Raw genomic sequence first — 26991 nt, 5'->3', positions numbered from 1 at the left:
GGATTTTACTTGTATTTGAAAGGAGTAATAATATGGATATTTATGAGTTGGCTAATGGTGTAGATTCAAAAGAAAAATTAGTAGAATTCCTGTTTTATTTTCAAAAAGATTTCAAAGAAAATAAAGATGAGTGGGAGAATATAACATTAGAAGATTATTTAGAATCAATGGAAGCATGGCTAAATGATTGTGATGGTGCTTTTCAAAATAAAGGTGAAGAGATGCCTAAAAATATATCATGGAATTTCATAGCGACGGTATTACTCGCAGGATCTTATTATGAGTAAGTAAAAAACGAAGAGTCTAAATAGTCCCTTCGTTTTTTCACTTTATTTTTTCTCTACTAATTTCTTATTCTTCCAATCTAGTGTGAACAATTTATTAAATGTTTTTTGATCAACGTCTTTTACGTTGTTTCCAACCCAGTTTGCAGTTCCGAATGTGTAGCCTGGACGAAGTTGGTAGTCGTCGGCGTGTTTTGTATAAGCGACCTGTAAGTTAGATTGATCTGTATTTTTTTCAGAGATAACAACAGCAATCATACCAGGAGAGAAACCACTATTTGTTAGCGCTGGAAGTTGATCCATCGGTATTAAATTACCTTTTGCATCAGATTCATATAGGTATGTGCGAGAGTACATGAAAAGTTGGTTTCCATATAAAGAATGATAGGAGTCACGTGTATAAATACCCCAGTTTTGATTGTTATATCCGTTAAAGAATACGTTCCACTTTACGTTTTTGTTTGTTTGGTCAATTAAATTTGTTTTATAACTAGTTTGTTTATAGCTTACAGAGTCAGACCAAGTGACTTGACCAGTTGCACCAGCTTCACCGCTAGGGCCATTAGGCGTTACAGAAGCTTTAACAGAGCCACCAAGTTGATAAGATACGCTAGATGTTACAGTCGTTTCTTCTACAGCATTTGTAGGCGCTACGTTAAAGAAACGAGCGCTGTTATCTTGAAGGTTAAATGCAACATCATATTGTGAAGGATAACGTAATGTTGCACTAGCGCCAGGGATTGGGTAGTTATCAATAGGTGCATCACTTATAGTAGGATTTGCTTTTAGAAAACTACCAGTTGTATTAATAACGGCAATCTGTTTATCAGCGCTAGGGTCATCGATAAAAGTTACCTTTAAAGACATTGTCATATTATCAGCTTGATCATTATTAAATGTATTATAGCTCGTATGTGTTTTTGCATTTTGCCCGATATCTGTTACAACTTGTGATGTTGTTTGAGCGTAAGCAGCAGGTGTTGAAAGAGTTATAGCACTACTAGCAAAAACAGCGGATAATGCTAAATATTTTAAGTATGTTTTAGAACGTTTCATACAATCACTTCCTTTTATCTTTGTCGATATATGTCGTATTACATTTATATCGTAACATGAAAATAAAACGGAATGGATGGTTATGCATAATTGCATAGATGAGTTTTGAAGGATAACGATAATAGCATTTTATCAATCCTTATTAAGGAAATTGATGCGGTTTTATTTTATCCCGCTATTTGCTGGGCAGTAAGACCCCCACCTCAAAATGCAGCGAAAGCAAAGAAGTTAGGTAGGGGATGAATAAATCCCCACTGATTAAAGTTTCATTTTATATATTCCTCCTAATCAATTCTCCAACTTGCGTCGCAACAAACGCAACATCACTATCAATTTCATCCAACACGTAAGACTCTAAAATGCCCATTACAGCTGTTCCTAAAAATTTTAAGACGATATGTTTATCGATGTTTTTATTTACTGATGTGTCTGTATTTAATTTTTTCTCTATTTCACCCATGATGAAAGTTAGTAATTTTTTTTGAAATGATAAGGTGCTGTTACTTCTAAATAGTGCCGCAAAAAATGGTTTGTGTTCTTTGAAGTATTCAAACCATATGATTGTTCCTTCTATAAATTCTTTGTTTTGCTTCTCGTAGCATATTTCTTTTAATTGGTCTAAATGATCGTCCACAATTTTATCTAATAAATTGTACTTATCTAGATAGTGTAAGTAAAACGTTTTTCTTCCGATGTTTGCTTTTTCGGTAATGTTTTTAACTGTAATTTCATCAAATCCATCTGTAATTAACATTTCTATAAATGCCGATTGAATGGCGTTTTGTGATTTTATAATTCTTCTATCGATTTTCTCCATATCGTGTTCCTCCGTTATTGATACACATATTTCGTTACGTGTGTATTATCACCCAAATGCGTAAATGTGGTCATTGAAACAAGTGGTTGCTCGCTTTATTATAAATATACACGTGAGTATTAACTCTCACAAGTGTAAATTAAAAATGAAGTAAGGGTGGTTTTATATATGGCAGTTACGAAAAGAAATGTCCGTTTTTATGCAAGAGGATTACAAGTTGCAGGTATTTTAAATATTCCTGTAGGTGCTGAGGGAGAGAAACAAAATGCAGCGATTGTTTGTGTGCATCCAGGTAGTAGCTGTAAAGATCAAACGGCAGGATTATATGCAGAGAAGTTAGCAGAACAAGGCTATGTAACGCTTGCGTTTGATGCATCGTATCAAGGTGAAAGTGAAGGTGCACCGAGATATATGGAAGAACCAGCTGCGCGCGTTGAAGATATTCGCTCAGCGGTAGATTATTTGACTACTCTTTCTTATATAGATGAAGAACGTATCGGTGTGTTAGGCGTTTGTGCGGGCGGTGGTTATGCGGTAAATGCCGCAATGACAGAGCGCCGCATTAAAGCAGTTGGCACAGTTGTTGGTGCAAATATTGGCCGATTAAATCGTGAAGCTGATCCAATTGGGGTGTTAGAGGCGATTGGTAAACAACGTACTGCTGAAGCACGCGGAGCAGAGGAACTGATTACAAATTGGATTCCTAAAAATCAGGAAGAGTTAGTAGCAGCGGGTATGACCGATATAGATATTGTAGAAGCAGTTGAGTATTACACAACGCCACGAGGGCAAAGTGTTAACTCTCCAAATAAGCTAAACTTTACGAGCATGGGATCGGTAATTGGTTTTGATGCGTTCCATTTAGCAGATACGTTATTAACGCAGCCGCTGCAAATTATTGTCGGCAGTAAGCAAGGTGCATTTGGTTCTTATAAAGATGGTCATGAGCTTTATGAGAAAGCAGCTTCAGAGAAAAAAGATTTACTTGTTGTGGAAGGTGCGAGTCATTACGATTTATACGACCAACCAGAACCAGTAAAAATTGCAGTTGAAAAATTAACAAGTTTTTATAAAGAGCATTTGTAAAAACAATGTTGATATAAATGGTGCCTATAGTTGTTAGATACAAGTCTAACAACTATAGGTTTTTACTATGATGAGCGAAGTGCTTAATATTTACGTTATAAGTGCATAACAAGTTATAATAAAAGAAATCAATAAGGAGGCTGGCTGTGAAGAATCTTCGTTATCTCAATATATTTACCATGTTAATTATATACACACTACTTATGTTTTACATTGGCTGGAACGGATGGGTTTGGCTTCATGCGGTATTTGGCTGGGAATCTTGGGGATATTATGCTTTCATAGTTGCATTTATTTCATATGCGTACATTCTCGTGCAAGTGTTTAAGTTTTTGCCATTTCTGCGAACGATAGGTTCGATTTGGTTTGCAGTTATACAATATGCGCTTATGTTGTTGCCATTAGCTAATATTATGGTCTTTCTTTTACAGTTTTCAGTAGAGAAAGAAGCGGCAATTATTTGGACAGGGGCGGCTGTGATAGCTGCATTTATCTTTATCTTTGCGTATGGAGTATTTAATGCGTATAGTCCGGTAGTAAGAAAGTACGAGGTGCACATACCGAAAAAGGTAGAGGGGCGTAAAAGTTTACGCATTGCGATGGCTTCTGATATGCATTTCGGTAAACTGTCTGGCGTTTCGCATTTAAAAAGACTTGTTCGTCATGTAAATGAGATGGAACCTGATATTATTTTACTGCCAGGTGATATTATCGATGATCATCCAGGTGTGTTCATTCAAAAGAATATGGGACCAATCATGAAACAAATGAAAGCACCATTAGGCGTATATGGTGTTTTAGGGAACCATGAATACTACGGTAGAGCGGTTCCAGAGTTTTTACAAGAGATGGATAAGATTGATATTCGTATTCTTTTAGATGAAGTAATTACAATTGAAGATGACTTTTATCTCGTTGGAAGAAGAGATAAAACAGAGCGAGATCGTCAAAGCTTTGAACAATTAATGAGTACGGTAGATAAATCGATGCCTGTTATCGCAATGGATCACCAGCCATTTGAGTTGAAACAAGCAGCAGCGGCAGGTGTAGATTTATTATTATCCGGTCATACGCACCGCGGACAAATGGCGCCCAATCATATTGTAACGAGAAGAATGTACGAGCTAGACTGGGGATACGCACAAAAAGGCGCGTTCCACGCAATTGTTTCTTCTGGATTTGGGTTTTGGGGACCACCGCTTAGACTTGGTAGTAGGTCGGAGATTGTGCAGGTAGAAGTTACATTTGAATAGGGGTTATGAAATAGAGAGCTGATGGCTCTCTATTTTTTTTAATAAAAACAAATAACAATAAATATTTATGTTGGTGCTAATTTCATAAAAGAGATAAGATTATAAGACTCGATCAAAATAAAGGGGGATTGTAAGTGATCATATTAGATGTACTATACGGAGAATTTGAAGTGGATCAAGTAGTAGAAGAATTAATTTCAAGTAAATCTATGCAAAGACTAAAGGGAATTCATCAAGCAGGCGCAAGTTACTTAATGAACGAGAAATGGAATGTAACGCGCTTTGATCATTCAGTTGGTGTTATGTTGTTAGTGAAAAAACTAGGTGGTTCAGTAGAAGAACAGATCGCTAGTTTACTGCATGACGTATCGCATACTGCTTTTTCCCACGTGATTGATTACGTTTTTCATAATGAAGATGAAAGTTATCATGAAGAGATATTTAGTTCTGTTGTGAAAAACTCAGAAATTCCAGCGATTCTTGCGAAGTATGGTTATAACTATGAAGATATTTTGTTAGATGATTCGAAATGGACGTTACTCGAAAGGTCAGCACCAGAATTATGCGCAGACAGAGTGGATTATACATTACGAGATATGTATACATATGGGTATGTTTCTTTAGAAGAAGTTCACAGTTTTTTAGAAGATGTCATCGCTGTAGATGGGAAAATGGTTGTTCAAAGTGTCGAAATGGCAGAATGGTTTACAGAAACGTATTACAAGGAAGTAATCGATTTCTTTATGGAACCAATGAATATTTACGGAAATGATATGTTAGCGAAAACGTTAAAGGTAGCTCTTCATAAAAGGATTATTCATGCAGATGATTTTCTTCTTGAAGATGAGGAGCTTATTTCGAAATTGCAGCAATGTAATGACCCCGAAGTAGAAGCTTTATTAAGCAAAGTTCATCGAAATGTAAAGGTAAAAGAAGATAGAAACGATTATGATTTACATCAGAAAAATAAAGTGCGTCTTATTGATCCGCCGTTACTTCGTGAAGGGAAAATCGTTCAGTCGTCTGTTGTGTCAGAAAACATAAGACAGATGAGTGATATTGCTTATGAAAAAGCGGTGAGAGGGATGTATGTGAAAGTGATTTCGAATTAAAAAAGAAGTAGTGCATCGTTTTTAGAGCGCTACTTCTTTTTTATTAATAATCAAACCAATTCCAAATCTCAATATCTCCAAGAGTCGCATAACGTACGTGCGGGGAGTTTTGTAATTTTAATAACTCTTTCGATGGGCCAGTAATAACAATTCCGTATACTTTTACACCGTTATCCTTTACATATTGATAACGTTTATCTAAGTTTAGTTCTTTCTCAGAAAGCGCTGCTATTTTGCTTACTGTTTTTTTATGGATAGAAAGGACGCGCATCATTTCGGTTACTTTGTCTTCTTGCGTTTTCTGCCCGTCAGTTTCATTATCGAGGAATCTTACATATTCTGGAAATCCTATAGCTTCTCCGCCATGTAGGATATAGTCATCTACATTTTTTCTTTCTTGTCCTGTATCTAAAGCGTACCATACAGGAGTTGGAGGGAGTTTTTGTGCCTCGAATATGCTATATAAAAGCGGTTCTAATTCTTTTAAAGTGTAAGCTTTATCAAAAGAAATTGCTACTTCTGCAACGGTTCCATCATGTACTTTTGCAAGTGTATCCCATACTTTTTTTGATGAATCCTTTAAATAATCACCCTGCTCTGTTTTGGGATGAACAAAGAAGAGTTTTGGTTGATAGAACGGATTCATCCAAGTTTGCTTCGTGATATCTACAGATGATAAGAAGCTTTTTGTTTCTATTGTACCGAGGGGCATTTCTTTTTTACCGATGGTTCTTACTAAATCAAATTGGCTATTCGTACGGAAAAAAGCTTCTACACTTGTTCCGCCTCCCATAACGCGGCTATTTGGAATAGTTGCTTCAAGTGCCAGAGAAGGAACCTCTCTAATTTCTTTTAGCCTTTTATCATTATTAGCTTGAAAATAAAAGGCTGATAATACCCCGCCGATTATATAGATAACGATGCAAATTGATAATATAAAACCAAACGTTTGTAAACGATGTTTCCACTTAATTCTCCAAAAAGGAATTTTAAGATCTTTTGGAGGTAACTTTTTCTTAATTGGTTCTGTTTTTGTTAACAGCTCATCTAAGTAAGCTTCACAAGCTTCACATGACTCAATATGACTTTCTAACAGTTCTTGTTCATCATGCGTGAGCGTTCCATTTTCATACTTCTTCCATAGTTTTTTAAATTCTGCACAGCCCATCTGTATCACTCCTTTATGGTTTTTATTTCTTTTCGTCCCCTGTGTAATTCAATTTTCACTTTCGCTAATGAGAGACCAGTCATTTCTGCTATTTCCTTATAGGAGAATCCATAGTAATCTCGTAGTAGCAGGGCATTTCGTCTTTCGAGCGGAAGAGAAGATAAACTGTCTAACCAACTAGCAATCTCATGTTTTACGAAATATTCATGTTCTGTACTTGGAACGTTTGGTAAATGGAATTCTGCAACTTCTGTTGTTTTATATTTCTTTTCTTTACGATACCAATCGATAAAGGCATTGTAGGCAATTGTAAATAACCACGGCCTAATTTCTTCTCCTTTATAATAGTCAATATGGACGAGCATTCGGTAAAAGGTTTCTTGCATGAGATCTTCTGCATAGTGGGAATCTCCGGTTAGGGAGAGAAGATAGCGAAATAAATCTTGCATATGCTCGGAGTAAATGTCTTCTAATGATTGTTTGCGTTTCACTACATTTCCCTCCCTTCATACATAACAACGAAATACATATAAAAAAGTTACAATTTTTTATGGAATTATAGTAAAAAACGTCAAGAATTGGATAGGATTCTCTTTTATCATAATACATATAAGGCGGGTGAACAGAGATGGAAAGCTATGAAACACAAATTCAAAGGTCAATTGATTATATTGAGGAAGATGTAATGGAAAAACAAACGCTGCGTAATTTAGCGCGGGTTGCAGGTTTTTCTGAGTCGCATTTTCATCGTGTATTTCAGGCGTTAGTAGGTGATACAGTAATGGAGTATGTTCGAAAGAGGAGGTTAGCCCGGGCAGCTTATCAACTTTCTCATACGGATGAAAAAGTTATTGATATCGCATTTGAGCATGGCTTTCAATCTCACGAAACGTTCACGAGAGCCTTTAAAAAATTATTTCAAATGACACCGAGTGAATATCGAAAACAAGAAATCGAAACACCGATGTATTACAGAGTGAATGTAAAGCAAAGAAAATTAAATCCGTATTTAGGAGGCATACAAATGGAATATCGTATTGTAAATAAACCAGAATTTTTAATGGCAGGTTATGAACTGAAGACGACAAGTAAAGAGGGGAAGAACCATCAAGACATCCCAGCATTTTGGCAAGAATATTTACAAAAAGATCTTGGAACAACGATTCCGAATCGTAAAGATACGAGCCAATGGGTAGAGCTTGGATTATGTACTGATTTTAATTTAGAAACAGGGGACTTCACTTATATTATTGGAATGGAAGTTACAGACTTTGAAAATGTACCAAATGAAATTGCAAAGCGTACTTTCCCTGCAGCAACATATGCAGTATTTACAACGCCGAAAGTTCCTCATAAAGAAATGGTATCGTCTATTCACCAAACTTGGAATGCAGTATTCTCAGAATGGTTTCCGCATTCAGGGTATGAACATTGCGGAGTTACAGAGTTTGAACTGTACGATGAGCGTTGCCACGAAGATAAGAGTGAGTTTGCACAAGTAGAGCTTTGGATACCGGTGAAGAAAAAATAATAAGGTAAGAGCGAATCATTGGGAGATGGTTCGCTTTTTCATAAAAGGAGAAATGGGAAAATGTTCAAAAAACTAGAATGTGTATCTATACATACGAAAGATATAGAAAGATCAGTTTCTTTCTATAAAGAAATGGGAATGAAGCAAAACTGGATGATAGAAAGAGAACTAGAAGAAGGAGCTATTTGGACGTTAATAGGATTGAAATTTCCAGATGAGAAAAGTTCGGAGTTAGTAATAAGCAATCATCCGGATATTAATTTTACGGAAGTCGAAGTATTAGTAGAAGATGTACAACAAACGTATGAGAGTTTAAAAGATAATAAAGATGTAAAGTGGATTCGCGAACCATTTCCAACAGAATCAGGACATGTTGCAGTAATGGAAGCACCTGATGAGAATGTGTTTGTGTTAGTAGGGAAATAGCTGAAATATGGAGTGACCTTTCATAGTGAGTTATGAAGGGTTATTTTTACTTTGTATAGTAGGGAAGTAGGTTAGTATTGTCGGTTTTTGTCGGTAAGTCGATATATCTAGAAAATCGCCGATATAATTCGAGTTGCGCTGATATATTCAAAAAATCGCTGATATAATTCGAGTTGCGCCGATATATTCAAAAAATCGCCGATATAATTTCATATACCGCTAAAACACCTCAAAAAAAACGATCTGCATAATTTCAATTACCGCAAAACTCTCCCAGAAAAGAAAAAAAGACGCCACATAGCATCTTTCTTACGAACGAAACGGAAATACAAGGATAATCGTCGTTCCTTTTCCGAGTGCACTATCAACGGAAATTGTTCCGTTATGAGCATGAACGAGCTGTTTTGTAATGGCTAGGCCAAGTCCAGTTCCGATGTTGCTTTCTTCTGTGTTTGTTCCGCGGTAATATCGTTCAAATAGAAGTTCTTTCGTTTTTTCATCCATTCCTTTTCCGTCATCTGAAATGGAGAGTGTAAAGGAATTAGCGTTTTGTGATAGTTTTACGATGACATTAGTCGTTTCATTATTATGTTTTACCGCGTTTACGAGTAAGTTTTCGATAATACGCTGAAACCATTTTTCTTCAATGAAATATTGAATTTTATTTGAGCTCGGTACGAATTCAATATTTTGATTTTGTAGTGTTGGATTGTTAATAAACTGCAATAATACTTTTTGAACGAACTGATTGATTTCAATGTTTACGTGTTGGGCAGGAAGGCTGTTATTTTTTAATTGATACGTTAAGCTTAAATCATCAATTAATGTCGTCATATATTGAGATTTCTCTTTCATAACACTACCAAATTGCTGAATATCACGATCAGTCCAGTTATATTGATCCGATTCGAGTAATAATGCGTAGCCATATATAGAGCTAAGTGGTGTTTTTAAGTCGTGTGTTAGACCGGTAATCCATTCTTCTCGTGTTTGCTGGAGGACTTGCCTCATCGCATCATTTTTTTTGAGTGTAATAGAAAGGTGTTCTAGTGAACTTGTTACATCTCTAAACAAACGGAATGACCATTTTTCTTTACCAGATCGCCGGAACCTGACAGGTTTTCCTTTTTTACTAATAGGTTCTTCATACTTTCCGCCAGCGATATTTTTAAGCCAGCGCATCGCATGTAATAACGGTTTCCCGAATTTATTACCGTACCAAATAGAAAGAATGACTAAATAAACAAATACGATAAGAAGGATTAATCCGCATCCGATGAGAAACTTCTTAGTAAATACATCTTCAATTTCGTCATCTGGATAGTAGTGATCATTTTTCGCAGTCACAACGAGAAGGTTGCCACTATTTGCATCGTAAAAGCTAGACGTATTTTCTTTATGATTCCACGGCTCTTTTTCATTAAGGGCGATTTGTATTGCTGAAAATGTTTTTTTCTTTCCAGTTGGATAGGAAAAAACCTCTTCGCCATTTTGATTAAATATTTGAAGTGCTGCTTTTTCTTTAGACAGTAACTGTTTTTCTTGATCTGTTAATGTGAACGAATCCATCGTTAAAGAGGAGTGATCCTTTTGAATTGCTGTCAGTAACGCATTGCTTTTTAACATACCACCATAAATAACAAGTGCTTTCTTTTCTTCTAATTCAATTTCCCAATATGTAAATTTATAATTGCTTTCGATATGATGCTGTATATATGCGACTAAAGATGTCTTCGTATAAGCATCCGGAACATCATTTGGTGTATTAAAGTGGTAGAGGATTTTTCCGTTTTCATCTACAACTTGGAGCCAATCATTTTTCTCCTTTATTAAATCTTGCACTTCAGATTGTAACGAAATATGCCCATCTTCTGAAGAGATGTATCTTGAAATTGTAAAACTATCAGAATCCGGAATGTTAGGTTCGTATAAAGTACTAGTAAGAAGAAAAATTAAATAAGTAAAAGCAGCAACTACAGCGATAAGTAATGTAACTAAAACAAAAACGTGTTGCATGATAAATTGAATAATAAGTCGTTTATTAAAATTCATATCGTCACCCTACTTTGTAACGAACTTATAACCAAGCCCGCGAACGGTTTTTATATATTCTGGTTTACTTGGATCGTGTTCAATTTTTTCACGTAGTTTTCGAATGTGGACCATAACAGTGTTGTCATCGCCATTATAGGCAGGTGCTCCCCAAACTTTTTCATATATTTCCTCTTTCGAAAATACGTAGTTCGGATTCTCGCAAAAGAAGAGTAGTAGTTGAAAGAGTTGAGCAGAACATTCGACAATGTGCCCATCTACTGTTAGTTCTGCAGAGTGCTGATCAATTTCAAATCTTCCAAATGAAATTGAGTGTGGTTTTTGTTCGTGTGGTACGGTTTGTTTCATATGTCTCCGAAGCTGTGCTTTCATACGTGCTACTACTTCTAATGGATTAAATGGTTTCGTAATATAATCATCTGCACCGTATGAAAATCCGGATATTTTATCTAAATCAGATGCTTTTGCTGATAGGAAGAAAATTGGACAATCTGTTTGTTGGCGAATGATTGGACAAATATCAAAACCAGATTGTCCAGGAAGCATTACATCTAAAATAATTAAATCGTAATTGTTTTGCTTAGTTAGAGATAAAGCTATTTCAGCTGATGTTGCAGTTGTAATATGAGAAAAGCCTTCTTTTTCAAGAATGGTAGTTAGTAATTGTAAAATTGCTGTTTCATCATCAACGAGTAAAATATTTGCTTGGTACATAAATATCCCTCCTAATTTTCTCGAATATCATATCATCATTTTGTAACTTATGGAATTTTTAAGGAAATTTTAAGGTTTTCTTTCGCAAAAAATTAAGAATCAAATGATATGATAAAAGTAACATAGGGGAGGAGATGAGTGTGAACCCGTTTCAAGTGATGCGAGCTAGATATTTTTTAATTGTATTTGCACTATTAATTTTAATAGCGAGAAGTAGTGGCGATTTGCTAACAAGTATATTTCATATACAAAATTCTTCTTTTATAAATATCCTTATATTCTATATCCTTCCGATGGTATGGATTTCTTATGAGTATAGAAAGCACCACATTTCATTTTCATTATTTGTTAATAAAAATGAAACATTTAACTTGGTACAAGTTTTATACATTACGGTTATGTTATGCATGTTTAGTTACGGGTATCTTATTTTGTATATGTATAGTTTTGCATGGATTACACCGGACTTTATTATGAACGCCCTGCATGAACCAATTGTAGATAGTACTGGGGGATATGTATCTCAAGTCATTAGGGTCGTATTCATCGCACCAATTATCGGGGAAATTGTTTTTCGCGGATTTTTACTTCAACGTTTTGCAACAAAATGGGGAACGAGCATAGCGACCATCGTTGTAGCAATATTGTTTGCGTTGTTACATGTTGATTTCCTCGGTGCAGCCATATTCAGCATCGTATTGTCAATCGTATATATTCGTACGAAAAGTTTACTCATGCCAATTGCAATACATATGTTAAACAATGCATTTGTAATAGGTGCGTCTTTTCTAATAAGTAGAGAAAAAATTATTAGTTTTGCCGATTTCTCAAATTATACGACATTCTTTCCTGGACTTATTATTTTTATAACAGGATTAAACTTAGTACTTATCTTTTTATTTGTTAATCGCAAATATTGGAGTAAAGAAGTGCCGGTTATATATGCAGAGCAGGAAAAGAGCTTTTCAGATGTAGTCGGGAGTAAATAAGATGAAGAAGACGGTTGAAAAAATATTAAAAGACATTATAGATTCTACGTCTATTACAGATATGTGTGATAGAAGTGTTTGTCATTGGCTTCAACCTGTAGTAGATACGATTGTGTTTCCAGAGTATTACGTATTTTCTAGTACTCATTTAAAAGAAAATATTATTTCTCTTCTTATTGTGTTCGGGGTTTTACTAACATTTGGTCTAATTGTAGAAGAAATGATGAAGCGCATCTTCAAAAAGAATGAAGAGAAGTATATGTGGATTCATAAAGTATTCGAGAAAGTAATGGTGGCTTTCCTTTTGTTTTATGGTATAAAAACAATCATTTACTTTATAGCTTTGAAACATCATTAATTCGAAATTTGAAAGGGATGTATAAAATTATATGAATGAAACGATATCATCAAATAAGTTTTTTTATTTGATTTTACTTAGTCTAGTGTTAATAACGACAGTGAATGTTATTTTGCGCTGGGAGGAAGCTTATTTTTTCATGTATTTAGCGCTCCATTTGCTAGGGATTTTATGTATAAGTGGTGGAGTGGTTACTGAAAAAAAGAATGAAGAAAGCGTTAACTATATGTGTGTGATCGGTCTGGTTTTACTTTTAGCTGTACAGGGTATTATGAAATATAGTTCTTTCTCTTTACAAGATTTTAGTTTATTAATAGATGTACTTCCTTAAAGAGGCTTTTTATTTTATCTAAAAAGCAAGTAGGGTACGTGTTGGTTTGTAAGTGTACGGATTGTGAACCGAAGAAAGTGTTTAAAGATAGGTAAAACTCTTCTTATGTAGAAGAGTTTTTTTATGTAAATAAAAAGATCCAGAGCAATTCACATAATAAGCTTGTTCTAATTTAGCGTGTACGAACTTACAATAATAATAGACAGGCAGCATAGAGGAGGGAATAGCGTGAAGAAGGTTATCGGTTGGTCGCTTTTTTTGTACGTTGGATTTGCGTTACTTATATATTGGTATTTATTTGGATGGAATCATGAACTTATTCCGGACATGTATAAGGGAACGAGTGCAGATCCAGAAACGTTTATGAGTACGAGAGAGCTTACGCTAAGCCAAGATTATTCGCGCGTGAAAAATTTACTATACTTTTTAGCGACGCCTCTTGAATGGATTATTTTATTATTTGTACTTGTGCTAGGTATTTCAAGAAAGTTTGAGAAATGGTCGAAGGAAACGACTAAAATAAGTGTTTTGCAAGTTGCGATTTATTTCTTTTATTTATCATTATTGACAACAGTGCTTGCCTTACCGATGCAATGGATTGGCCGGAAAGTGTCCGTTGATTACGGCATTTCAACACAAAGTACACAAAGCTGGATAAAAGATCATGTTATCGGTTTTTGGGAAAGTTATGCGACTATGTTAATCGTAGTTACCGTTCTATTATGGCTTATCCGTAAATTTCCGAAGAGATGGTGGCTCGCAGGATGGGCGCTCTCTGTTCCATTTACAATCTTTTTAACATTCATACAGCCTGTCGTTATTGATCCACTGTATAACGACTTCTCGACGCTGAAAAATAAAGAATTAGAAACGAAAATTTTAGCGATAGCAGACAAAGCGGACATTCCTGCTAAACACGTATATGAAGTAAATATGTCAGAAAAAACGAATGCATTAAATGCTTACGTAACAGGAATTGGCCCTAACGCCCGTATTGTAATGTGGGATACAACACTTAAGCAGTTAAAAGATAAAGAGATTTTATTTATAATGGCCCATGAAATGGGGCATTATGTTATGAAACATATATATTTTGGCGTTGCAAGTTATGTATTGCTATCGTTTATAGGTATGTTTTTAATTAGTCGTATTATAAATATGTGTATTCGCAAATGGGGAGATACATTGCAAATTTCAAAAGTAGCATGTTTCTCCATTTTACCTTTATTTTTCTTAATTTCTTCTGTCCTCTCTTTTGCAGCACAACCAGCAACAAACTACGTTTCACGTATAGAAGAAAGAGCGGCAGATCAATATGCTTTAAATATGACGAAGGATGGGAAATCTGGTGTGAAAACTTTTCAATATTTATCAAAAACAAGTTTAAGCCAAGTAAATCCGCCTGCGTTAGTAAAATTTTTCTTATACACGCACCCACCAATTTTTGAAAGAATTCATACGTTTGAACAATATGAGAAACAAAGCAAAAAGGAGTAGCATGATAGCTACTTCTTTTTTTATAGAGATATAAGTTTCATATTGGGAATATTTATCATTGCTTTTTATTACGATTTTGTAAATAATAAGCTATAAAATTCTAAAAATCTATATATAAAGGAATAAAGGTGGAAAAATGTATTTTTTACAAAATTTAAAAGTGAAATATAAATTATTAGCGCTTATTTCATTAGCAGTTTTAGGTATGGTAATTATGAGCAGTGTAGCAATTAATTCTATTAATAAGATTAAGCACGATACAGAGGTTGTAGTAGATGATTATCAATATTCTGCAATTTTATTAGAAGGAATGCTTCGTACACAAAATTCATTAGAATATAACTTACTAGAATTAATTACGGCATCACAAAATGAAGTGGCAAATAAAGAGGGGATAATTGATAATATTGAAAAGGATCTTAAAAAATATGATTCTTTATTAAAAGAATATGATGATGGTTTTAATTTAAGTAAGCAAGAGGATGAACTATTTCAGAAGATGAAGAAATCTTTGCCAAGTTATAAAGATACATATAAAAAATTATTTGAAAAGGCGAAGGCAACAAATGAGCCACAAATGGTAAATGAATTTCAGAAGGAATTAAAACCGAAGGGAATAGAGTTAGCTGGTTATGCAGTGGATCTAGAATCGTATGTTTCAAATTTAGCTGACCAAGTATTTAAAGATTCTCAAAAAATGATTGATCGTTCCGTTATTACCTTTATCATTCTTGTAGTAGTTACTACAATCGTTATATGTATAGTAAGTTATATTATTAGCAAGCTCATAGTTGCTCCTTTACAAACGGTTAGTCGTATGATGGAAAGAGCGAAAGAAGGAGATTTAACCGTACATGGTGAGTATACTGCTAAGGATGAATTAGGTATATTAGTAAGTAATTTTAACGAGATGATTGCAGGGCTAAGAACAAATATGCAAGAAGTAGAGAATAATATTCAGCTTTTATTCCAACATGCAGACGGAGTAGTATCTGCATCAGAAGTATCTAGTAGTGCAGCGAAGAAAATCACTATGGATATTGAAGAAGTTGCAAATGGTGCAGAGAGTCAAATGCAAGCAATGGAACAAACTGCGGGTGCGATGGAAGAGTTGACGCAAGGAATGCAGAGTATAGTCAATACATCATCCTCTGTAAATGAATTATCTGCTCAATCAGCATTAGATGCAGAGAGTGGTAACAAATTAATGAAACAAATGATTCAACAGATGGATACAATCCAAAATTCGGTACATAGCGGTGTGAAACAAGTAGAGACTATGAAAGAACAATCAGAAGAAATTGTTAAAATCATTGATGTTATGCAAGGTATTACCTCCCAGATTAACTTATTAGCATTAAACGCCGCAATTGAGGCTGCACGTGCTGGTGAAAGTGGTAGAGGATTTGCAATTGTGGCAGATGAAGTGCGGAAATTAGCAGAACAATCTAGTGATTCTGCAAAACAAATTGAGAATCTTATTACTCAAGTTATGGGAACAACGAACCATACGGTACATATGATGGGGAAAGTAGATAATGAGGTACAGGCAGGTACACAAGTAGTAATGCATACAGAAAAAGTATTTGGAACAATTACAGAAAAAGTACAGCAAGTATCTGAGCAAATTCAAACGGTATCTATGTCTACAGATGAAATTGCAGCGAGTAGTGAGGAAATCTCGGCTTCTGCAGAAGACATGGCTCAAATTTCCCAAAGATCATCTGACCGAACTGATAGGGTAAAAGAGTCTATTCAACAGCAAGAAAAATCTGTTCAAGAGATTTCGGTTTCAATTGAACATATGCATAACGCAGCAGGAAAATTAAAACAAATAGTTGCCCAATTTACTCTTCAAAAGTAGTAGCATATTTGAGTGTTAATAAATATAAAAAAATCATCCTCTTTTAAGAAAAAAGGATGATTTTTTTATCCCGTTATTTGCTGGGCAGTAAGACCCCCACCTCAAAATTCAGCGAAAGCGAGTTATCAGTGAAGGGGGATGCTACCTCTGAAATATAAACCATGAATATAGTAATCTCCATTAGGCATCTCCTTTAGGTGCCAATAAAGGGAAGTTATAAAGTGAAAAGGAGTTTATAAAGAGATTGTAGAATGTTTTAGTATATAACACCTTAGATGTGACAACTTCCTTTTTGAAAAAGAAAGAAGGGGGTATAAAGCAGAAAGGTAGTGGGAATATTTCTTCTAGAAGATTTGCATTTTATCTTACATTCACAAAAAAAATAGTACTCCTGAAACAATGAAGTTCATTTTATTTGAATGAAATAGGGAGAGAGGATAATGAAGAAAAAAATATTGGGTGTAATGATGATTGCGACAATGGCAGGAGGTATATTTGCAGGGGCGAATGTGACACCTGTAAAAGCGGAAGAGTATCCACAAATGATTGTGTTTGAAGATGTTCCATACGGATTTTGGGCATATGATGCTATTATGGATTTAGCGTATCATAAAATTATATTAGGGTATGGAAACGGGAAGTATGGTGTTGGCGATCTTATAACACGTGAGCAAGTAGCTGGGACTATTTACAGAACACTTGAGATAAAAGAAGAAGGGCCAGTAGCGAATCCATATAAAGATGTTTCTGATAGTACAACCACTTTTAAAAAGGAAATTTTAGCGTTAACAAAACGTGGTGTTTTTACAGGGGATGGCCAAGGGGATTTTAGGCCGAAAGCACCAATCTCTAGAGCGGAAATGGCTGTCATTTTAAAACGAGCATTTAATTTTGAAACGAAACAAAAACATACATTTAAAGATATTCCAAAAGGTCACTGGGCAGAAGATGCAATTAGTGCGTTACAATCTAATAATGTTGTGAGAGGAACTGGGAATGGCATGTATGAATTAAATCGCCCTGTACCTAGAGAACAATATGCTCAGTTTATTAATAATGCGATTATTAATTATCATTTGAAAGAGGATTGGAAGTAGAGTGAAATATGAAAGCACAAATAGAAAAATTTGTGCTTTTTTGTTTGTTTAAAAAAGAATTATTATTCGTATTTATGTATTTTTATGATTATAAACAAGCTTTATAATCAACCCGATGAAAAAGACATGATGTGTAATATGATTCACAAAACCGTCACGAAATGTGTCGGAAAATATATTGTCACTATACCATTTATTCTGTATATTTTTAAAAAAACATATACATATTGGGGAGATAATTTGATGAGCAAAAAATTATTAAAAACAGCTACAGCATTAACAATTATGGGTGGGGTGTTATTCTCAGCAGAGAGTAATAGTGTAAAAGCGGAAAGTGCACCGTTGCAAAAAGCAAATACAATTGTATTTAAAGATGTACCAAAAGGACATTGGGCATATGAGGCAATTCATGAATTAGCGGAACAAGAAATAATTTTGGGATATGGCGATGGAATATTCGGTTTTGGGGATAATGTAACACGTGAGCAAGTTGCAGCTTTAATTTACCGTGTGTTTGATATGGAAGAACAAGATGAATATGAAAACCCATATGGAGATATCGATGAAAATTCAACAAGCTTTATCGAGGAGATATTGGCTCTAACGGAAATCGGAATTTTCCAGGGAGACGAGAATGGAAACTTTAGACCGAAGGCGACGTTAACGCGTGCGGAAATGGCACAAGTTCTTACGAATGCTTTTGACCTACAGGCAAAGCGATCTCATAACTTTAATGATGTTTCAGCAAATTCATGGGCAACGAATGCAATTAGTGCAGTACAAACAAATGGTATTACAATGGGAATCGGAGAAGGTAAATTCGGTCCGTCTATGAAGGTAACGAGAGAACAATACGCACAGTTTTTACATAGAGCAATATTGCATGATATGGAACAAGGGCAGTAATAAAGTTTAACTAGTCAAAGTGAAATTCAAAAATAATACAAAAAGGTCGTTGTTGTATAACAGCGGCCTTTTTTGTATGAAATAAAGCGCGAAAGAATGGCGTTTTGAAAAAAACGAAATGAATTTTCAAAAAAAACTTCCTTTTCTGAAGATTTGTTATATAATATAAAACATGAAATCAAATCTGTTATAAAACAGTTTAAGAAGGGGATGCTAATATGTCGACGCAAACTTCACGGGTTACACTCGTTGGAGAAATGTTACCAGCGTACAGCGAAATATTGACACCTGAGGTGCTTAGTTTTTTGAAGGAACTACATGAGAATTTTAATGAGCGCCGCATAGAACTTTTACAAAAACGTGTAGAAAAACAAAAGAGAATTGATGCAGGGGAGTTTCCGAAGTTTCTAGAAGAAACAAAACACATACGTGAAGCGGATTGGACAATTGCCAAGCTGCCAAAAGACTTAGAGGATCGCCGTGTAGAGATTACTGGACCGGTAGATAGAAAGATGGTCATTAACGCTTTAAATTCAGGAGCGCATCTTTTTATGGCGGATTTTGAAGATTCGAATTCACCAACTTGGGAAAATGCAGTGGAAGGCCAAATCAATTTACGAGATGCAGTAAAGGGAACGATTTCACATGAAAATGATAAAGGGAAAGAATATAGATTAAATGAGAAAACAGCTGTACTCATTGTACGTCCAAGAGGATGGCATTTAGAGGAAAAGCATATGCAAGTTGATGGGAAAAATATGTCGGGTAGCTTAGTAGACTTCGGCTTGTACTTTTTCCATAATGCGAAAGCTCTTTTAGCAAAAGGGAGCGGCCCATACTTTTACTTACCGAAAATGGAAAGTTATTTAGAAGCGAGATTATGGAATGATGTATTCGTATTTGCTCAAAAATATATCGGCATTCCAAATGGAACGATTAAAGCAACTGTGTTACTGGAAACGATTCACGCTTCGTTTGAAATGGATGAAATTTTGTATGAGCTAAAAGATCATTCTGCTGGCTTAAACTGCGGAAGATGGGATTATATTTTTAGCTTTTTAAAGAGTTTCCGTAATCATAATAAATTCTTACTACCAGATAGAGCACAAGTCACGATGACGGCGCCATTTATGCGTTCGTATTCTTTGAAAGTAATTCAAACATGTCACCGCCGTAATGCACCAGCAATTGGAGGAATGGCGGCACAAATTCCGATTAAAAATAATCCAGAAGCAAATGAAGCAGCTTTTGAAAAAGTGCGTGCTGATAAGGAACGCGAAGCTTTAGACGGTCATGACGGGACTTGGGTTGCCCACCCTGGACTTGTACCGGTTGCAATGGAAGTGTTTAATCACATTATGAAAACACCAAATCAAATTTTTAGAAGACGTGAAGAAATATGTGTAACAGAAAACGATTTACTAGAGGTACCGGTGGGAACGATTACAGAAGAGGGCCTTCGCATGAATATTAGCGTAGGTATTCAATATATTGCATCTTGGTTAAGCGGACGGGGAGCAGCACCCATTTATAACTTAATGGAAGATGCGGCAACAGCTGAAATTTCAAGAGCACAAGTATGGCAATGGATTCGTCATGAAGGTGGAAAACTAAATGATGGTCGTAATATTACGCTTGAATTAATGGAAGAATTAAAAGAAGAAGAATTAGCAAAAATAGAAAGAGAGATTGGTAAGGAAGCCTTTAAGAAAGGGAGATTCCAAGAGGCGACAACGTTGTTTACAAATCTCGTTCGAAATGATGAATTCGTACCATTTTTAACATTACCGGGTTATGAAATTTTATAAAAAATGAAAAGGGGATGGAACAAATGAAAAACGAAAGAATCGAGAAGTTACAAGAAAGCTGGGAATTAGATGAGCGTTGGAAAGGGATCACACGTCCATATTCGGCAGAAGATGTAATTCGCCTGCGCGGGTCAATTGATATTGAACATACGTTAGCGCGTCGTGGTGCTGAGAAGCTTTGGACATCGCTTCATACAGAAGACTATATTAACGCACTTGGCGCATTAACAGGAAACCAAGCGATGCAACAAGTAAAAGCTGGGTTAAAAGCGATTTACTTAAGTGGTTGGCAAGTAGCAGCTGATGCAAACCTTTCTGGGCATATGTATCCAGACCAAAGTTTATATCCAGCGAACAGCGTACCTGCTGTAGTAAAACGAATTAATCAAACGCTTCAACGTGCGGATCAAATTCAGCATATGGAAGGAAGCGATGATACAGACTATTTCGTACCGATTGTAGCAGATGCAGAAGCTGGATTTGGTGGGCAATTAAATGTATTCGAACTGATGAAAGGTATGATTGAAGCAGGTGCATCAGGTGTGCATTTTGAAGATCAATTATCTTCAGAGAAAAAATGTGGCCATTTAGGCGGAAAAGTATTACTACCAACGCAAACAGCAGTACGCAATTTAATTTCTGCACGCCTTGCAGCAGATGTAATGGGAGTGCCGACAATTATCGTTGCAAGAACAGATGCGGATGCAGCTGATTTAATTACGAGCGATATTGATCCTGTTGATAAAGCATTTATTACAGGAGAAAGAACACCAGAAGGATTTTACCGTACAAATGCAGGTCTTGATCAAGCAATTGCGCGCGGTTTAGCGTATGCACCGTACGCAGACCTCGTTTGGTGTGAAACGTCAGAACCGAATTTAGAAGATGCAAAACGATTTGCGGACGCAATTCATAAGGAGCATCCAGGGAAGCTACTTGCATATAACTGCTCACCTTCATTTAACTGGAAACAAAAACTAGATGAAAAAACAATTGCAAGCTTCCAAAAGGAAATCGCATCTTACGGTTACAAGTTCCAATTCGTAACACTTGCTGGATTCCATTCATTAAATTACGGTATGTTTGAACTAGCACGTGGCTATAAAGAGCGCGGCATGGCAGCATACTCTGAACTACAACAAGCAGAATTCGCAGCTGAAAAACATGGCTACTCTGCAACACGTCATCAACGCGAAGTAGGAACAGGTTACTTTGATGAAGTGGCACAAGTGATTACAGGCGGAACTTCATCAACGACAGCGTTAAAAGGATCTACGGAAGAAGCACAGTTTACGAAATAAAAGGAAGGGGCACCTTTTTGAAAGGTGCCCCTTGTTATTTTCTAAACGATTCGAAAAGAGAGATTGAGTTGTCGGCAAAAAACGATACTAACTTTTCTTTATTACTAAATCAACTCCACTCAGCCCTATGATCACGAATAAACTTCATATCTTTCTCATAATGCTCTAGATGTCCTTCATCGATCATTCTTTGGAAATTCAAGTCGCCTTCTTGAGCTTTTCGTTTCATATATGTACATAACCCTTCTAATCGAAGCAACACCATTCCTAAGTAATCTTCATCCATATTTTTATCATAGGACTGAACGAACAAATTCACTCTCTCTTTAATACGATCTGCATGTTGCGATGAGTCATAATGAACGGCTTCACCGGATTCAGTATAATACACTCTACTTAAAGGCACACAAGTATAGAGTGTATAAGCGATATCCCATAGTCTTGGACCAGGAGCAGCAACATCGAAATCAATAATCCCTACTGGCTTCTTATTATTAAAAATAATGTTATATATGGTAAAATCATTGTGACATAAAACCTCAATGTTATTTGGAGTATGATCCATCGGTTTCCAATCAGCTAATAACGGAAAATCACTTACAGCATCATGGTAAAGGCGGAGCATCTTTGCTATTTCTTTTAATACATCATTAGATCGCATATATTCTTTTAAAGGATAATTGCCAGCTTCTCCTTCAATAAAGGATAAAATCTCTCTATCCTTTTCATCTACACCTAAAAACTTTGGAGCATAATGAAATCCTTTGTTTTCTAAATATTGCAATAGCTTATGAATCTTTTCACTGCCTGGCTTTAACTCTCGCCGAACAGTATTTTCAGAACGATATACGCTTGAGACGTTTCCCCCTGTTAGCCTTTCTTCTTTAGCGTAGTTTGACATGTGAAAATTCCCCCTGTGATTAAAAAATCCAATTCCAAATAGTGAATAGACCAACAACGGCAGAAAAGAGGAGGGAAGCAAGCAATGCTAGACAGCCAAAAGGAACTAGCTTATCTTTCCATGTTTCTTTATACTCATAAATTAACTCCTCTGCTACTTTCTTCTGCACTGAAGATAAAGGTTGATCTTTATACAACCCTTTTATATGGTTAGAATCGCCTTTAAACTTTAAAGCACGTGCAATATGATGAGGACTATTTCCCATTGATTTTTCAAATAATAAACATGATTCATGCATAATACCTGTTTTATGCTCTTCTAGATACCAGTAACGTCCAGCCATTTCTGGATATTGTAATTTATAATAAATATCTCCGAGTTGTTTTCGAAGATGTAATTCATTTGGGTATGTAAAGATGAGGCCATGCAATCTATCTCTTGCTTTTCCAAGATTATTATTTTCAATATCCTCTTCAATTCTTTTTAATGTTTTTCTAGGAATTTTATTGGTCATAAACTCCTCCTTATTTAGAATAGAGATAATTATATTTTATAAGAAATACTAAAAATTAGAAATTCTATTTTCGAAAAAGATTGTACATTTTATTTTAATGTGCTATGATGATGTCAGTTGAATAGTTAAATTAAGCAATCCATATGTTATCAAGTGCTGAAAACGAACGAGAAAAAGTATGTGAGAACTAGTTTATGTTTCGTATTTGATAATGTGTGGATTCTTTTTTTAGACAGGAAGACTAAAAAATTTAAAATTTGTATTTTCTTAGGAGGAAATAATTATGGCAGTAACAGGACAAGTAAAATGGTTTAACAACGAAAAAGGTTTCGGTTTCATCGAAGTTCCAGGCGAAAACGACGTATTCGTACACTTCTCAGCAATCGAAACTGACGGTTTCAAATCTTTAGAAGAAGGTCAAAAAGTTAGCTTCGAAATCGAAGACGGTAACCGTGGACCTCAAGCTAAAAACGTAATCAAACTATAATTTTATAGTTGATGATGGAAAAAAGGATGGCTAATGCCATCCTTTTTTTGTTGTGGAGAAAGTTTTTTTAGAGCCTGTTTTTATATCTAAATCTCTTTTTCGATGTTACAACTGGTAAAAAATTATCTGGAATGCGTATTAGTTTCTGTAGAAGAATTAGTTCAGCAAGAGCATTTGCTGCGTATGATAGTAAATAACTATAAATTTGTATTCTCTGTTGAAATGGAGAAATCTTTTCCAGATAGACCTTGAGTAACATCTTTTTTGTTAGCGTTGTTGTTGGAATTTTGTACGTTTTGAGATGATGTTTCTAACAGTTGTTCTTGTTCCTTACTAGGGGTATTCAGAGCATCTGAGGGAATGCTATTAACCTGCTGATTTAATGGATTTTCTTTATCCATAGTATACAACTCCTTTTTAGAATTCGATAAAAAGCAATGTAATTATAAATAGCTACTTATATATATTTTGTTTTTGAATGACATTATATACAAAACTTATATTGCAAAGTTAACTAATTAACGAATTGTTAGTGATGGATAAAGATGTACAAATTTTAATTTTTTAATAAAAATTAAAAGCGGGTAACAAGTACAAATACTCTTTCTCATGTTTTATATAAGGATTATATTACAAATCAAAAAAGATGTAGAGAACCTTGGAAGAAAATATAGTCGTTTTTTAGGGGGAAGAAGAATAAATAAAATGATACTACAAATGTAAAAAGGCATTCCATAAAGGAAGGCCTTTTATTGTTCTTGCCCTGATTTTTTCTTCTCACGTTTTTTACATTCTGGACATTTTGATTTACGAAACGGTTTGGCAAAGAATAGCAGAATGAAAAATAAACCGAATATAATACTAGCTGAGTTTTTCACGATAATGACGCTACTATTTTTCATTTGAATCGATGGTTGAATCTCTTTTTCTTCCATAGTGGCCCTCCATATATTGGATTTACATTTTAATTATAGCAAAGTTAGTTGTTGTAATGATGTGAAATGAGGAATGGATAATAAATATTTATAGGTAGTATAAATGCTGTTTTTATAACTTTAAAATTAATTAATTTCTATATTGTGATTTTATTGTTTAACAAATGTTTGATAAATGATAAAAAATTGTAAAAAAGCGGAACTTGTAAGCTATTTCCTTTTCATAGATGCTAAAATTATATATGCAGCTGCTAATATAAATGGAAAAAAGGAGATAATGGAGTATGGAAAGTAAAGTGGAACGCTATGTCGAAAATTATGTTGTAACGAAAAATACGATGGCCTTACTTCCTGTTATTCTAAGTGAAAAGAAAATTGTTACGCGAGTCGTTGAAATGAATGATTCTTTTTTCGTATTTCAAAAACCTCTAGATATTATAGAAAGAAGTTGCCGCAAGCATGGCTCTAGTTTCTTAGGCAGAAAAGAAGGAACGAAAGAGTTAACTCATATTACACATAAAGCACCGATTGCGATTAGTCCAGCAGATCAACTTTATTTTTTCCCTACCTATTCTTACTCTAGAAAAGAGTGCGCTTGGTTGTCTCATTTTTATATTGAAAGTAATAAAGAATTAGAAGATGGAAATCTTATTATTAGATTTATAAATGGCTTTGCTGTGAAATTAGAAATATCAAAAACTAGTTTTGAAAATCAACAAAATCGTACAGCGAAATTACGTACTGAATATGAAGATCGTAGGAAAAAACAAGGGAATCCTTGTTTTAAAGAGGTCGATAAAAAAGAGGAATCAACATTAAGACCCGCTTATGAGAAGGTGTATTTTGTGAAGGAAGGCGAAGTGTGAAAGGATGGGGGAATCCCCATTCTTTTTTGTTTGTCAGTCAGTCTTTGTAGATAAGGCGATATATTAGAAAAAACGAGTTGTAATTGATATATTTAGAAAATCACCAGTATAATTTCATTTACCGATAAAAACCGAAAAACAATCTAAATAACAAAATGAACGACACGTCCTGTCGAATATTGATAGATTATCATAGCTAAATAATGAAGGAATTCTTATGAAAGATATGGAAACTTTAATAAATACATCTCCGTATGTCGTATCTACCATTTCCTCTTTCATATAAGCAATGATACAGTAGGGATAGTATTTAGAGTAAAGGGGTAAAGTGTAGAATGGATTTTCAGACAATCAAAGAGTATTTTTCACCAGAAAATATGGATCATATTGTTGAGAGTTATAAAGCGTTCGGACCACTTCTTGGTATTGGTTTACCGATGATAGAGGCGTTGATTCCAGCATTACCGCTTATTGTATTTGTACTGGCGAATGCTGTTGCATTTGGCTTTTGGCTCGGTTTTCTTTATTCATGGCTTGGATCAGTAATGGGTGCATTACTTGTCTTTTTCATCATCCGCCATTTTGGTCGCAGTCGTTTCTTTTCGTTTGTAAATAAGCATGAGAGAGTACGAAAAGCAATGGGGTGGGTTGAAAGGAAAGGATTCGCACCGATTTTTGTTATATTTTGTTTTCCGTTTACACCGTCAGCGCTCATAAATGTTGTCGCTGGTTTATCCCGAATTAGTGTAAAACAGTTTGGTCTAGCGTTAGCATTCGGAAAACTTGTGATGATTTTTATTTTAACGTATATCGGTCATGATTTAATGTCATTTATTCATAATCCAGTGAAATCAGTTATTGTAGCGATTGGTATTTTTATTTTATGGTATGTCGGTAAGAAAATCGAAGTAAAGTTAGAACTACATTAAGAATAGTCTTCTTTGTAAAGGAAAGCTTCAGTATTAAAGGATAAGGGGAGAAGCAGATGAAGAAAACTTTGAAAAAAGAAGGCATAGAGTGGATACGAACAATTTTAATTGGTGTATTATTAGCTGTATTTTTTCGAACGTTTTTCTTTTCAACGTATGTTGTAGAGGGGAAGTCAATGATGCCGACATTGCAAGATGGCAATATGCTAGTTGTAAATAAGGTGAGTTATCAAGTTGGGGACTTGAACAGATTTGACGTTGTGGTATTTCATGCGAATAAAAAAGAGGACTATGTAAAGCGGGTTATCGGTTTACCTGGAGATCATATTGAATATAAGCAGGATAAGTTATATATAAACGGTCAATTTATTGATGAGCCGTATTTAGAGAAGTATAAGAAAGAGATAAATGGAAGGCAACTAACAGGCGACTTTACATTAGAAGAGTTAACGAAAGAAAAGCTGGTGCCACCCGGGTTTATTTTTGTAGTAGGTGATAACCGGCTCGGGAGCTGGGATAGTAGACACTTTGGCTTTGTAAAAGCTGATACAGTTGTCGGTAAAGTTGATTTGCGATATTGGCCAATTCAAGAGGTGCAAACGAATTTTTCAAAAGGTTGATATAATGAAGTAGAAGTATAGAAAAGACAAACAACTCAGTTTGTCTTTTTTCGTGTACTATAATACAATTATAGTAGCAAACTAACGTT

General features: G+C 35.0%; 29 protein-coding genes and 1 pseudogene. 20 read left to right on the top strand and 10 right to left on the bottom strand.

The window, feature by feature from the left end; all coding sequences use genetic code 11:
• Positions 1–32: 32 nt before the first annotated feature.
• Positions 33–287, top strand: a complete 255-nt coding sequence (locus QCI79_RS07190) for a DUF7660 family protein (RefSeq protein ID WP_000356076.1) — start codon at positions 33–35, stop codon at positions 285–287.
• A 42-nt stretch (positions 288–329) separates the two neighbouring features.
• Here the strand turns inward: QCI79_RS07190 and cytK2 are convergent, their stop codons facing one another.
• Positions 330–1340, bottom strand: coding sequence for a beta-channel forming cytolysin CytK2 (cytK2, locus tag QCI79_RS07185; RefSeq protein WP_000830636.1), 1011 nt, complete (start codon positions 1338–1340; stop codon positions 330–332).
• Between the two features lie 271 nt (positions 1341–1611).
• Positions 1612–2157, bottom strand: coding sequence for a TetR/AcrR family transcriptional regulator (locus tag QCI79_RS07180; RefSeq protein ID WP_000410998.1), 546 nt, complete (start codon positions 2155–2157; stop codon positions 1612–1614).
• 168 nt (positions 2158–2325) lie between these two features.
• Here QCI79_RS07180 and QCI79_RS07175 point away from each other — a divergent pair, with 168 nt between their 5' ends.
• From QCI79_RS07175 to QCI79_RS07165, 3 genes are all read left to right on the top strand, one after another.
• Positions 2326–3243, top strand: a complete 918-nt coding sequence (locus tag QCI79_RS07175) for an alpha/beta hydrolase (RefSeq protein WP_021727518.1) — start codon at positions 2326–2328, stop codon at positions 3241–3243.
• A gap of 146 nt (positions 3244–3389) precedes the next feature.
• The gene (locus QCI79_RS07170; protein ID WP_000793767.1) at positions 3390–4496 is read left to right on the top strand and encodes a metallophosphoesterase; all 1107 of its coding nucleotides are present in this window, start codon (positions 3390–3392) and stop codon (positions 4494–4496) included.
• A 134-nt stretch (positions 4497–4630) separates the two neighbouring features.
• The gene (locus tag QCI79_RS07165; protein WP_000584686.1) at positions 4631–5608 is read left to right on the top strand and encodes an HD domain-containing protein; all 978 of its coding nucleotides are present in this window, start codon (positions 4631–4633) and stop codon (positions 5606–5608) included.
• Positions 5609–5651: 43 nt separating this feature from the next.
• Here QCI79_RS07165 and QCI79_RS07160 read toward each other — a convergent pair whose 3' ends face one another.
• Positions 5652–6776, bottom strand: a complete 1125-nt coding sequence (locus tag QCI79_RS07160; protein ID WP_000501652.1) for an anti-sigma factor — start codon at positions 6774–6776, stop codon at positions 5652–5654.
• A gap of 5 nt (positions 6777–6781) precedes the next feature.
• Positions 6782–7267: an RNA polymerase sigma factor gene (locus QCI79_RS07155; RefSeq protein ID WP_000823982.1), complete on the bottom strand. Its 486-nt coding sequence runs from the start codon at positions 7265–7267 to the stop codon at positions 6782–6784.
• A 137-nt stretch (positions 7268–7404) separates the two neighbouring features.
• On the opposite strand from QCI79_RS07155, the gene QCI79_RS07150 reads away from it, so the two are divergent.
• Together QCI79_RS07150 and QCI79_RS07145 are read left to right on the top strand one after the other, a co-directional pair.
• Entirely contained in the window at positions 7405–8307 is a 903-nt protein-coding gene (locus QCI79_RS07150; RefSeq protein ID WP_000446853.1) for an AraC family transcriptional regulator, read from the top strand.
• A gap of 60 nt (positions 8308–8367) precedes the next feature.
• Positions 8368–8733: a VOC family protein gene (locus tag QCI79_RS07145; RefSeq protein WP_000473643.1), complete on the top strand. Its 366-nt coding sequence runs from the start codon at positions 8368–8370 to the stop codon at positions 8731–8733.
• Between the two features lie 309 nt (positions 8734–9042).
• On the opposite strand, the gene QCI79_RS07140 is transcribed toward QCI79_RS07145, so the two are convergent.
• Positions 9043–10785: a sensor histidine kinase gene (locus QCI79_RS07140; protein ID WP_001010437.1), complete on the bottom strand. Its 1743-nt coding sequence runs from the start codon at positions 10783–10785 to the stop codon at positions 9043–9045.
• A 9-nt stretch (positions 10786–10794) separates the two neighbouring features.
• On the bottom strand, positions 10795–11499 hold the full coding sequence (locus QCI79_RS07135; RefSeq protein ID WP_000283864.1) for a response regulator transcription factor: 705 nt from the start codon (positions 11497–11499) through the stop codon (positions 10795–10797).
• Between the two features lie 140 nt (positions 11500–11639).
• Here QCI79_RS07135 and QCI79_RS07130 point away from each other — a divergent pair, with 140 nt between their 5' ends.
• The 10 genes and pseudogenes from QCI79_RS07130 (at position 11640) to aceA (ending at position 21650) form a co-directional block, all read left to right on the top strand.
• The gene (locus QCI79_RS07130) at positions 11640–12488 is read left to right on the top strand and encodes a CPBP family intramembrane glutamic endopeptidase (protein WP_001067989.1); all 849 of its coding nucleotides are present in this window, start codon (positions 11640–11642) and stop codon (positions 12486–12488) included.
• Between the two features lies 1 nt (position 12489).
• Positions 12490–12846 carry a hypothetical protein gene (locus QCI79_RS07125; RefSeq protein ID WP_000754343.1) on the top strand — a complete coding sequence of 119 codons (357 nt, stop codon included), beginning with the start codon at positions 12490–12492 and terminating at the stop codon, positions 12844–12846.
• Positions 12847–12877: 31 nt separating this feature from the next.
• Positions 12878–13177 (top strand): DUF2101 family protein, encoded by a 300-nt coding sequence (locus tag QCI79_RS07120; RefSeq protein WP_001006050.1) that lies wholly within the window; start codon positions 12878–12880, stop codon positions 13175–13177.
• 228 nt (positions 13178–13405) lie between these two features.
• Entirely contained in the window at positions 13406–14674 is a 1269-nt protein-coding gene (locus tag QCI79_RS07115; protein WP_000755729.1) for a M48 family metallopeptidase, read from the top strand.
• A 136-nt stretch (positions 14675–14810) separates the two neighbouring features.
• Positions 14811–15590: pseudogene (locus tag QCI79_RS34960) on the top strand (MCP four helix bundle domain-containing protein); the annotation flags it as partial.
• Entirely contained in the window at positions 15585–16538 is a 954-nt protein-coding gene (locus QCI79_RS34955) for a methyl-accepting chemotaxis protein (RefSeq protein ID WP_409194079.1), read from the top strand. The pseudogene QCI79_RS34960 and the gene QCI79_RS34955, both read left to right, overlap by 6 nt.
• A 440-nt stretch (positions 16539–16978) precedes the next feature.
• Positions 16979–17635: an S-layer homology domain-containing protein gene (locus QCI79_RS07105; protein WP_000727094.1), complete on the top strand. Its 657-nt coding sequence runs from the start codon at positions 16979–16981 to the stop codon at positions 17633–17635.
• Between the two features lie 138 nt (positions 17636–17773).
• Positions 17774–18541 (top strand): S-layer homology domain-containing protein, encoded by a 768-nt coding sequence (locus tag QCI79_RS07100; protein ID WP_113623467.1) that lies wholly within the window; start codon positions 17774–17776, stop codon positions 18539–18541.
• 218 nt (positions 18542–18759) lie between these two features.
• The gene (gene aceB / locus QCI79_RS07095) at positions 18760–20349 is read left to right on the top strand and encodes a malate synthase A (protein ID WP_000107349.1); all 1590 of its coding nucleotides are present in this window, start codon (positions 18760–18762) and stop codon (positions 20347–20349) included.
• Between the two features lie 23 nt (positions 20350–20372).
• Entirely contained in the window at positions 20373–21650 is a 1278-nt protein-coding gene (aceA, locus tag QCI79_RS07090) for an isocitrate lyase (protein WP_000787346.1), read from the top strand.
• Between the two features lie 109 nt (positions 21651–21759).
• Here the strand turns inward: aceA and QCI79_RS07085 are convergent, their stop codons facing one another.
• Together QCI79_RS07085 and QCI79_RS07080 are read right to left on the bottom strand one after the other, a co-directional pair.
• A complete protein-coding gene (locus QCI79_RS07085; RefSeq protein WP_000073798.1) occupies positions 21760–22551 on the bottom strand; it encodes a phosphotransferase in 792 nt (263 codons plus the stop codon).
• A gap of 19 nt (positions 22552–22570) precedes the next feature.
• Entirely contained in the window at positions 22571–23065 is a 495-nt protein-coding gene (locus QCI79_RS07080; RefSeq protein WP_000182395.1) for a DUF6584 family protein, read from the bottom strand.
• Positions 23066–23348: 283 nt separating this feature from the next.
• Here QCI79_RS07080 and cspA point away from each other — a divergent pair, with 283 nt between their 5' ends.
• Positions 23349–23552: an RNA chaperone/antiterminator CspA gene (gene cspA, locus QCI79_RS07075; RefSeq protein WP_000301518.1), complete on the top strand. Its 204-nt coding sequence runs from the start codon at positions 23349–23351 to the stop codon at positions 23550–23552.
• A 197-nt stretch (positions 23553–23749) separates the two neighbouring features.
• Here the strand turns inward: cspA and QCI79_RS07070 are convergent, their stop codons facing one another.
• Together QCI79_RS07070 and QCI79_RS07065 are read right to left on the bottom strand one after the other, a co-directional pair.
• Positions 23750–23953 carry a hypothetical protein gene (locus QCI79_RS07070; RefSeq protein ID WP_000356923.1) on the bottom strand — a complete coding sequence of 68 codons (204 nt, stop codon included), beginning with the start codon at positions 23951–23953 and terminating at the stop codon, positions 23750–23752.
• A gap of 348 nt (positions 23954–24301) precedes the next feature.
• Positions 24302–24487 carry a hypothetical protein gene (locus tag QCI79_RS07065; RefSeq protein WP_000391373.1) on the bottom strand — a complete coding sequence of 62 codons (186 nt, stop codon included), beginning with the start codon at positions 24485–24487 and terminating at the stop codon, positions 24302–24304.
• Positions 24488–24771: 284 nt separating this feature from the next.
• Between QCI79_RS07065 and QCI79_RS07060 the strand changes: the two genes are divergently transcribed.
• The 3 genes from QCI79_RS07060 to lepB all read left to right on the top strand — a co-directional run bounded on the left by QCI79_RS07060 (position 24772) and on the right by lepB (position 26902).
• Entirely contained in the window at positions 24772–25353 is a 582-nt protein-coding gene (locus QCI79_RS07060; RefSeq protein WP_000444439.1) for a competence protein ComK, read from the top strand.
• Between the two features lie 335 nt (positions 25354–25688).
• Complete coding sequence (locus QCI79_RS07055) at positions 25689–26282, top strand: TVP38/TMEM64 family protein (protein ID WP_000347518.1); 594 nt, start codon at positions 25689–25691, stop codon at positions 26280–26282.
• A gap of 56 nt (positions 26283–26338) precedes the next feature.
• Positions 26339–26902 (top strand): signal peptidase I, encoded by a 564-nt coding sequence (lepB, locus tag QCI79_RS07050; protein WP_000751910.1) that lies wholly within the window; start codon positions 26339–26341, stop codon positions 26900–26902.
• The last annotated feature ends 89 nt before the right edge of the window (positions 26903–26991 follow it).

Origin of the sequence: Bacillus cereus group sp. MG1 (genome assembly GCF_040460035.1) — a bacterium.
GTDB lineage: Bacteria > Bacillota > Bacilli > Bacillales > Bacillaceae_G > Bacillus_A > Bacillus_A cereus.
The sequence above is the reverse complement of the archived record's forward strand: the minus strand, read 5'-3'. Positions and strand labels throughout refer to the sequence as shown.

What these genes read in the sequence shown, in the direction of transcription:
- QCI79_RS07190 (WP_000356076.1), top strand. Translation starts at nt 33, where the DNA reads ATGGATATTTATGAGTTGGCTAATGGTGTAGATTCAAAAGAAAAATTA.
- cytK2 (WP_000830636.1), bottom strand. Translation starts at nt 1,340, where the DNA reads ATGAAACGTTCTAAAACATACTTAAAATATTTAGCATTATCCGCTGTT.
- QCI79_RS07180 (WP_000410998.1), bottom strand. Translation starts at nt 2,157, where the DNA reads ATGGAGAAAATCGATAGAAGAATTATAAAATCACAAAACGCCATTCAA.
- QCI79_RS07175 (WP_021727518.1), top strand. Translation starts at nt 2,326, where the DNA reads ATGGCAGTTACGAAAAGAAATGTCCGTTTTTATGCAAGAGGATTACAA.
- QCI79_RS07160 (WP_000501652.1), bottom strand. Translation starts at nt 6,776, where the DNA reads ATGGGCTGTGCAGAATTTAAAAAACTATGGAAGAAGTATGAAAATGGA.
- QCI79_RS07150 (WP_000446853.1), top strand. Translation starts at nt 7,405, where the DNA reads ATGGAAAGCTATGAAACACAAATTCAAAGGTCAATTGATTATATTGAG.
- QCI79_RS07145 (WP_000473643.1), top strand. Translation starts at nt 8,368, where the DNA reads ATGTTCAAAAAACTAGAATGTGTATCTATACATACGAAAGATATAGAA.
- QCI79_RS07140 (WP_001010437.1), bottom strand. Translation starts at nt 10,785, where the DNA reads ATGAATTTTAATAAACGACTTATTATTCAATTTATCATGCAACACGTT.
- QCI79_RS07135 (WP_000283864.1), bottom strand. Translation starts at nt 11,499, where the DNA reads ATGTACCAAGCAAATATTTTACTCGTTGATGATGAAACAGCAATTTTA.
- QCI79_RS07125 (WP_000754343.1), top strand. Translation starts at nt 12,490, where the DNA reads ATGAAGAAGACGGTTGAAAAAATATTAAAAGACATTATAGATTCTACG.
- QCI79_RS07120 (WP_001006050.1), top strand. Translation starts at nt 12,878, where the DNA reads ATGAATGAAACGATATCATCAAATAAGTTTTTTTATTTGATTTTACTT.
- QCI79_RS34955 (WP_409194079.1), top strand. Translation starts at nt 15,585, where the DNA reads ATGATTGCAGGGCTAAGAACAAATATGCAAGAAGTAGAGAATAATATT.
- QCI79_RS07105 (WP_000727094.1), top strand. Translation starts at nt 16,979, where the DNA reads ATGAAGAAAAAAATATTGGGTGTAATGATGATTGCGACAATGGCAGGA.
- QCI79_RS07100 (WP_113623467.1), top strand. Translation starts at nt 17,774, where the DNA reads ATGATTCACAAAACCGTCACGAAATGTGTCGGAAAATATATTGTCACT.
- aceB (WP_000107349.1), top strand. Translation starts at nt 18,760, where the DNA reads ATGTCGACGCAAACTTCACGGGTTACACTCGTTGGAGAAATGTTACCA.
- aceA (WP_000787346.1), top strand. Translation starts at nt 20,373, where the DNA reads ATGAAAAACGAAAGAATCGAGAAGTTACAAGAAAGCTGGGAATTAGAT.
- QCI79_RS07085 (WP_000073798.1), bottom strand. Translation starts at nt 22,551, where the DNA reads ATGTCAAACTACGCTAAAGAAGAAAGGCTAACAGGGGGAAACGTCTCA.
- QCI79_RS07080 (WP_000182395.1), bottom strand. Translation starts at nt 23,065, where the DNA reads ATGACCAATAAAATTCCTAGAAAAACATTAAAAAGAATTGAAGAGGAT.
- cspA (WP_000301518.1), top strand. Translation starts at nt 23,349, where the DNA reads ATGGCAGTAACAGGACAAGTAAAATGGTTTAACAACGAAAAAGGTTTC.
- QCI79_RS07070 (WP_000356923.1), bottom strand. Translation starts at nt 23,953, where the DNA reads ATGGATAAAGAAAATCCATTAAATCAGCAGGTTAATAGCATTCCCTCA.
- QCI79_RS07065 (WP_000391373.1), bottom strand. Translation starts at nt 24,487, where the DNA reads ATGGAAGAAAAAGAGATTCAACCATCGATTCAAATGAAAAATAGTAGC.
- QCI79_RS07060 (WP_000444439.1), top strand. Translation starts at nt 24,772, where the DNA reads ATGGAAAGTAAAGTGGAACGCTATGTCGAAAATTATGTTGTAACGAAA.
- QCI79_RS07055 (WP_000347518.1), top strand. Translation starts at nt 25,689, where the DNA reads ATGGATTTTCAGACAATCAAAGAGTATTTTTCACCAGAAAATATGGAT.
- lepB (WP_000751910.1), top strand. Translation starts at nt 26,339, where the DNA reads ATGAAGAAAACTTTGAAAAAAGAAGGCATAGAGTGGATACGAACAATT.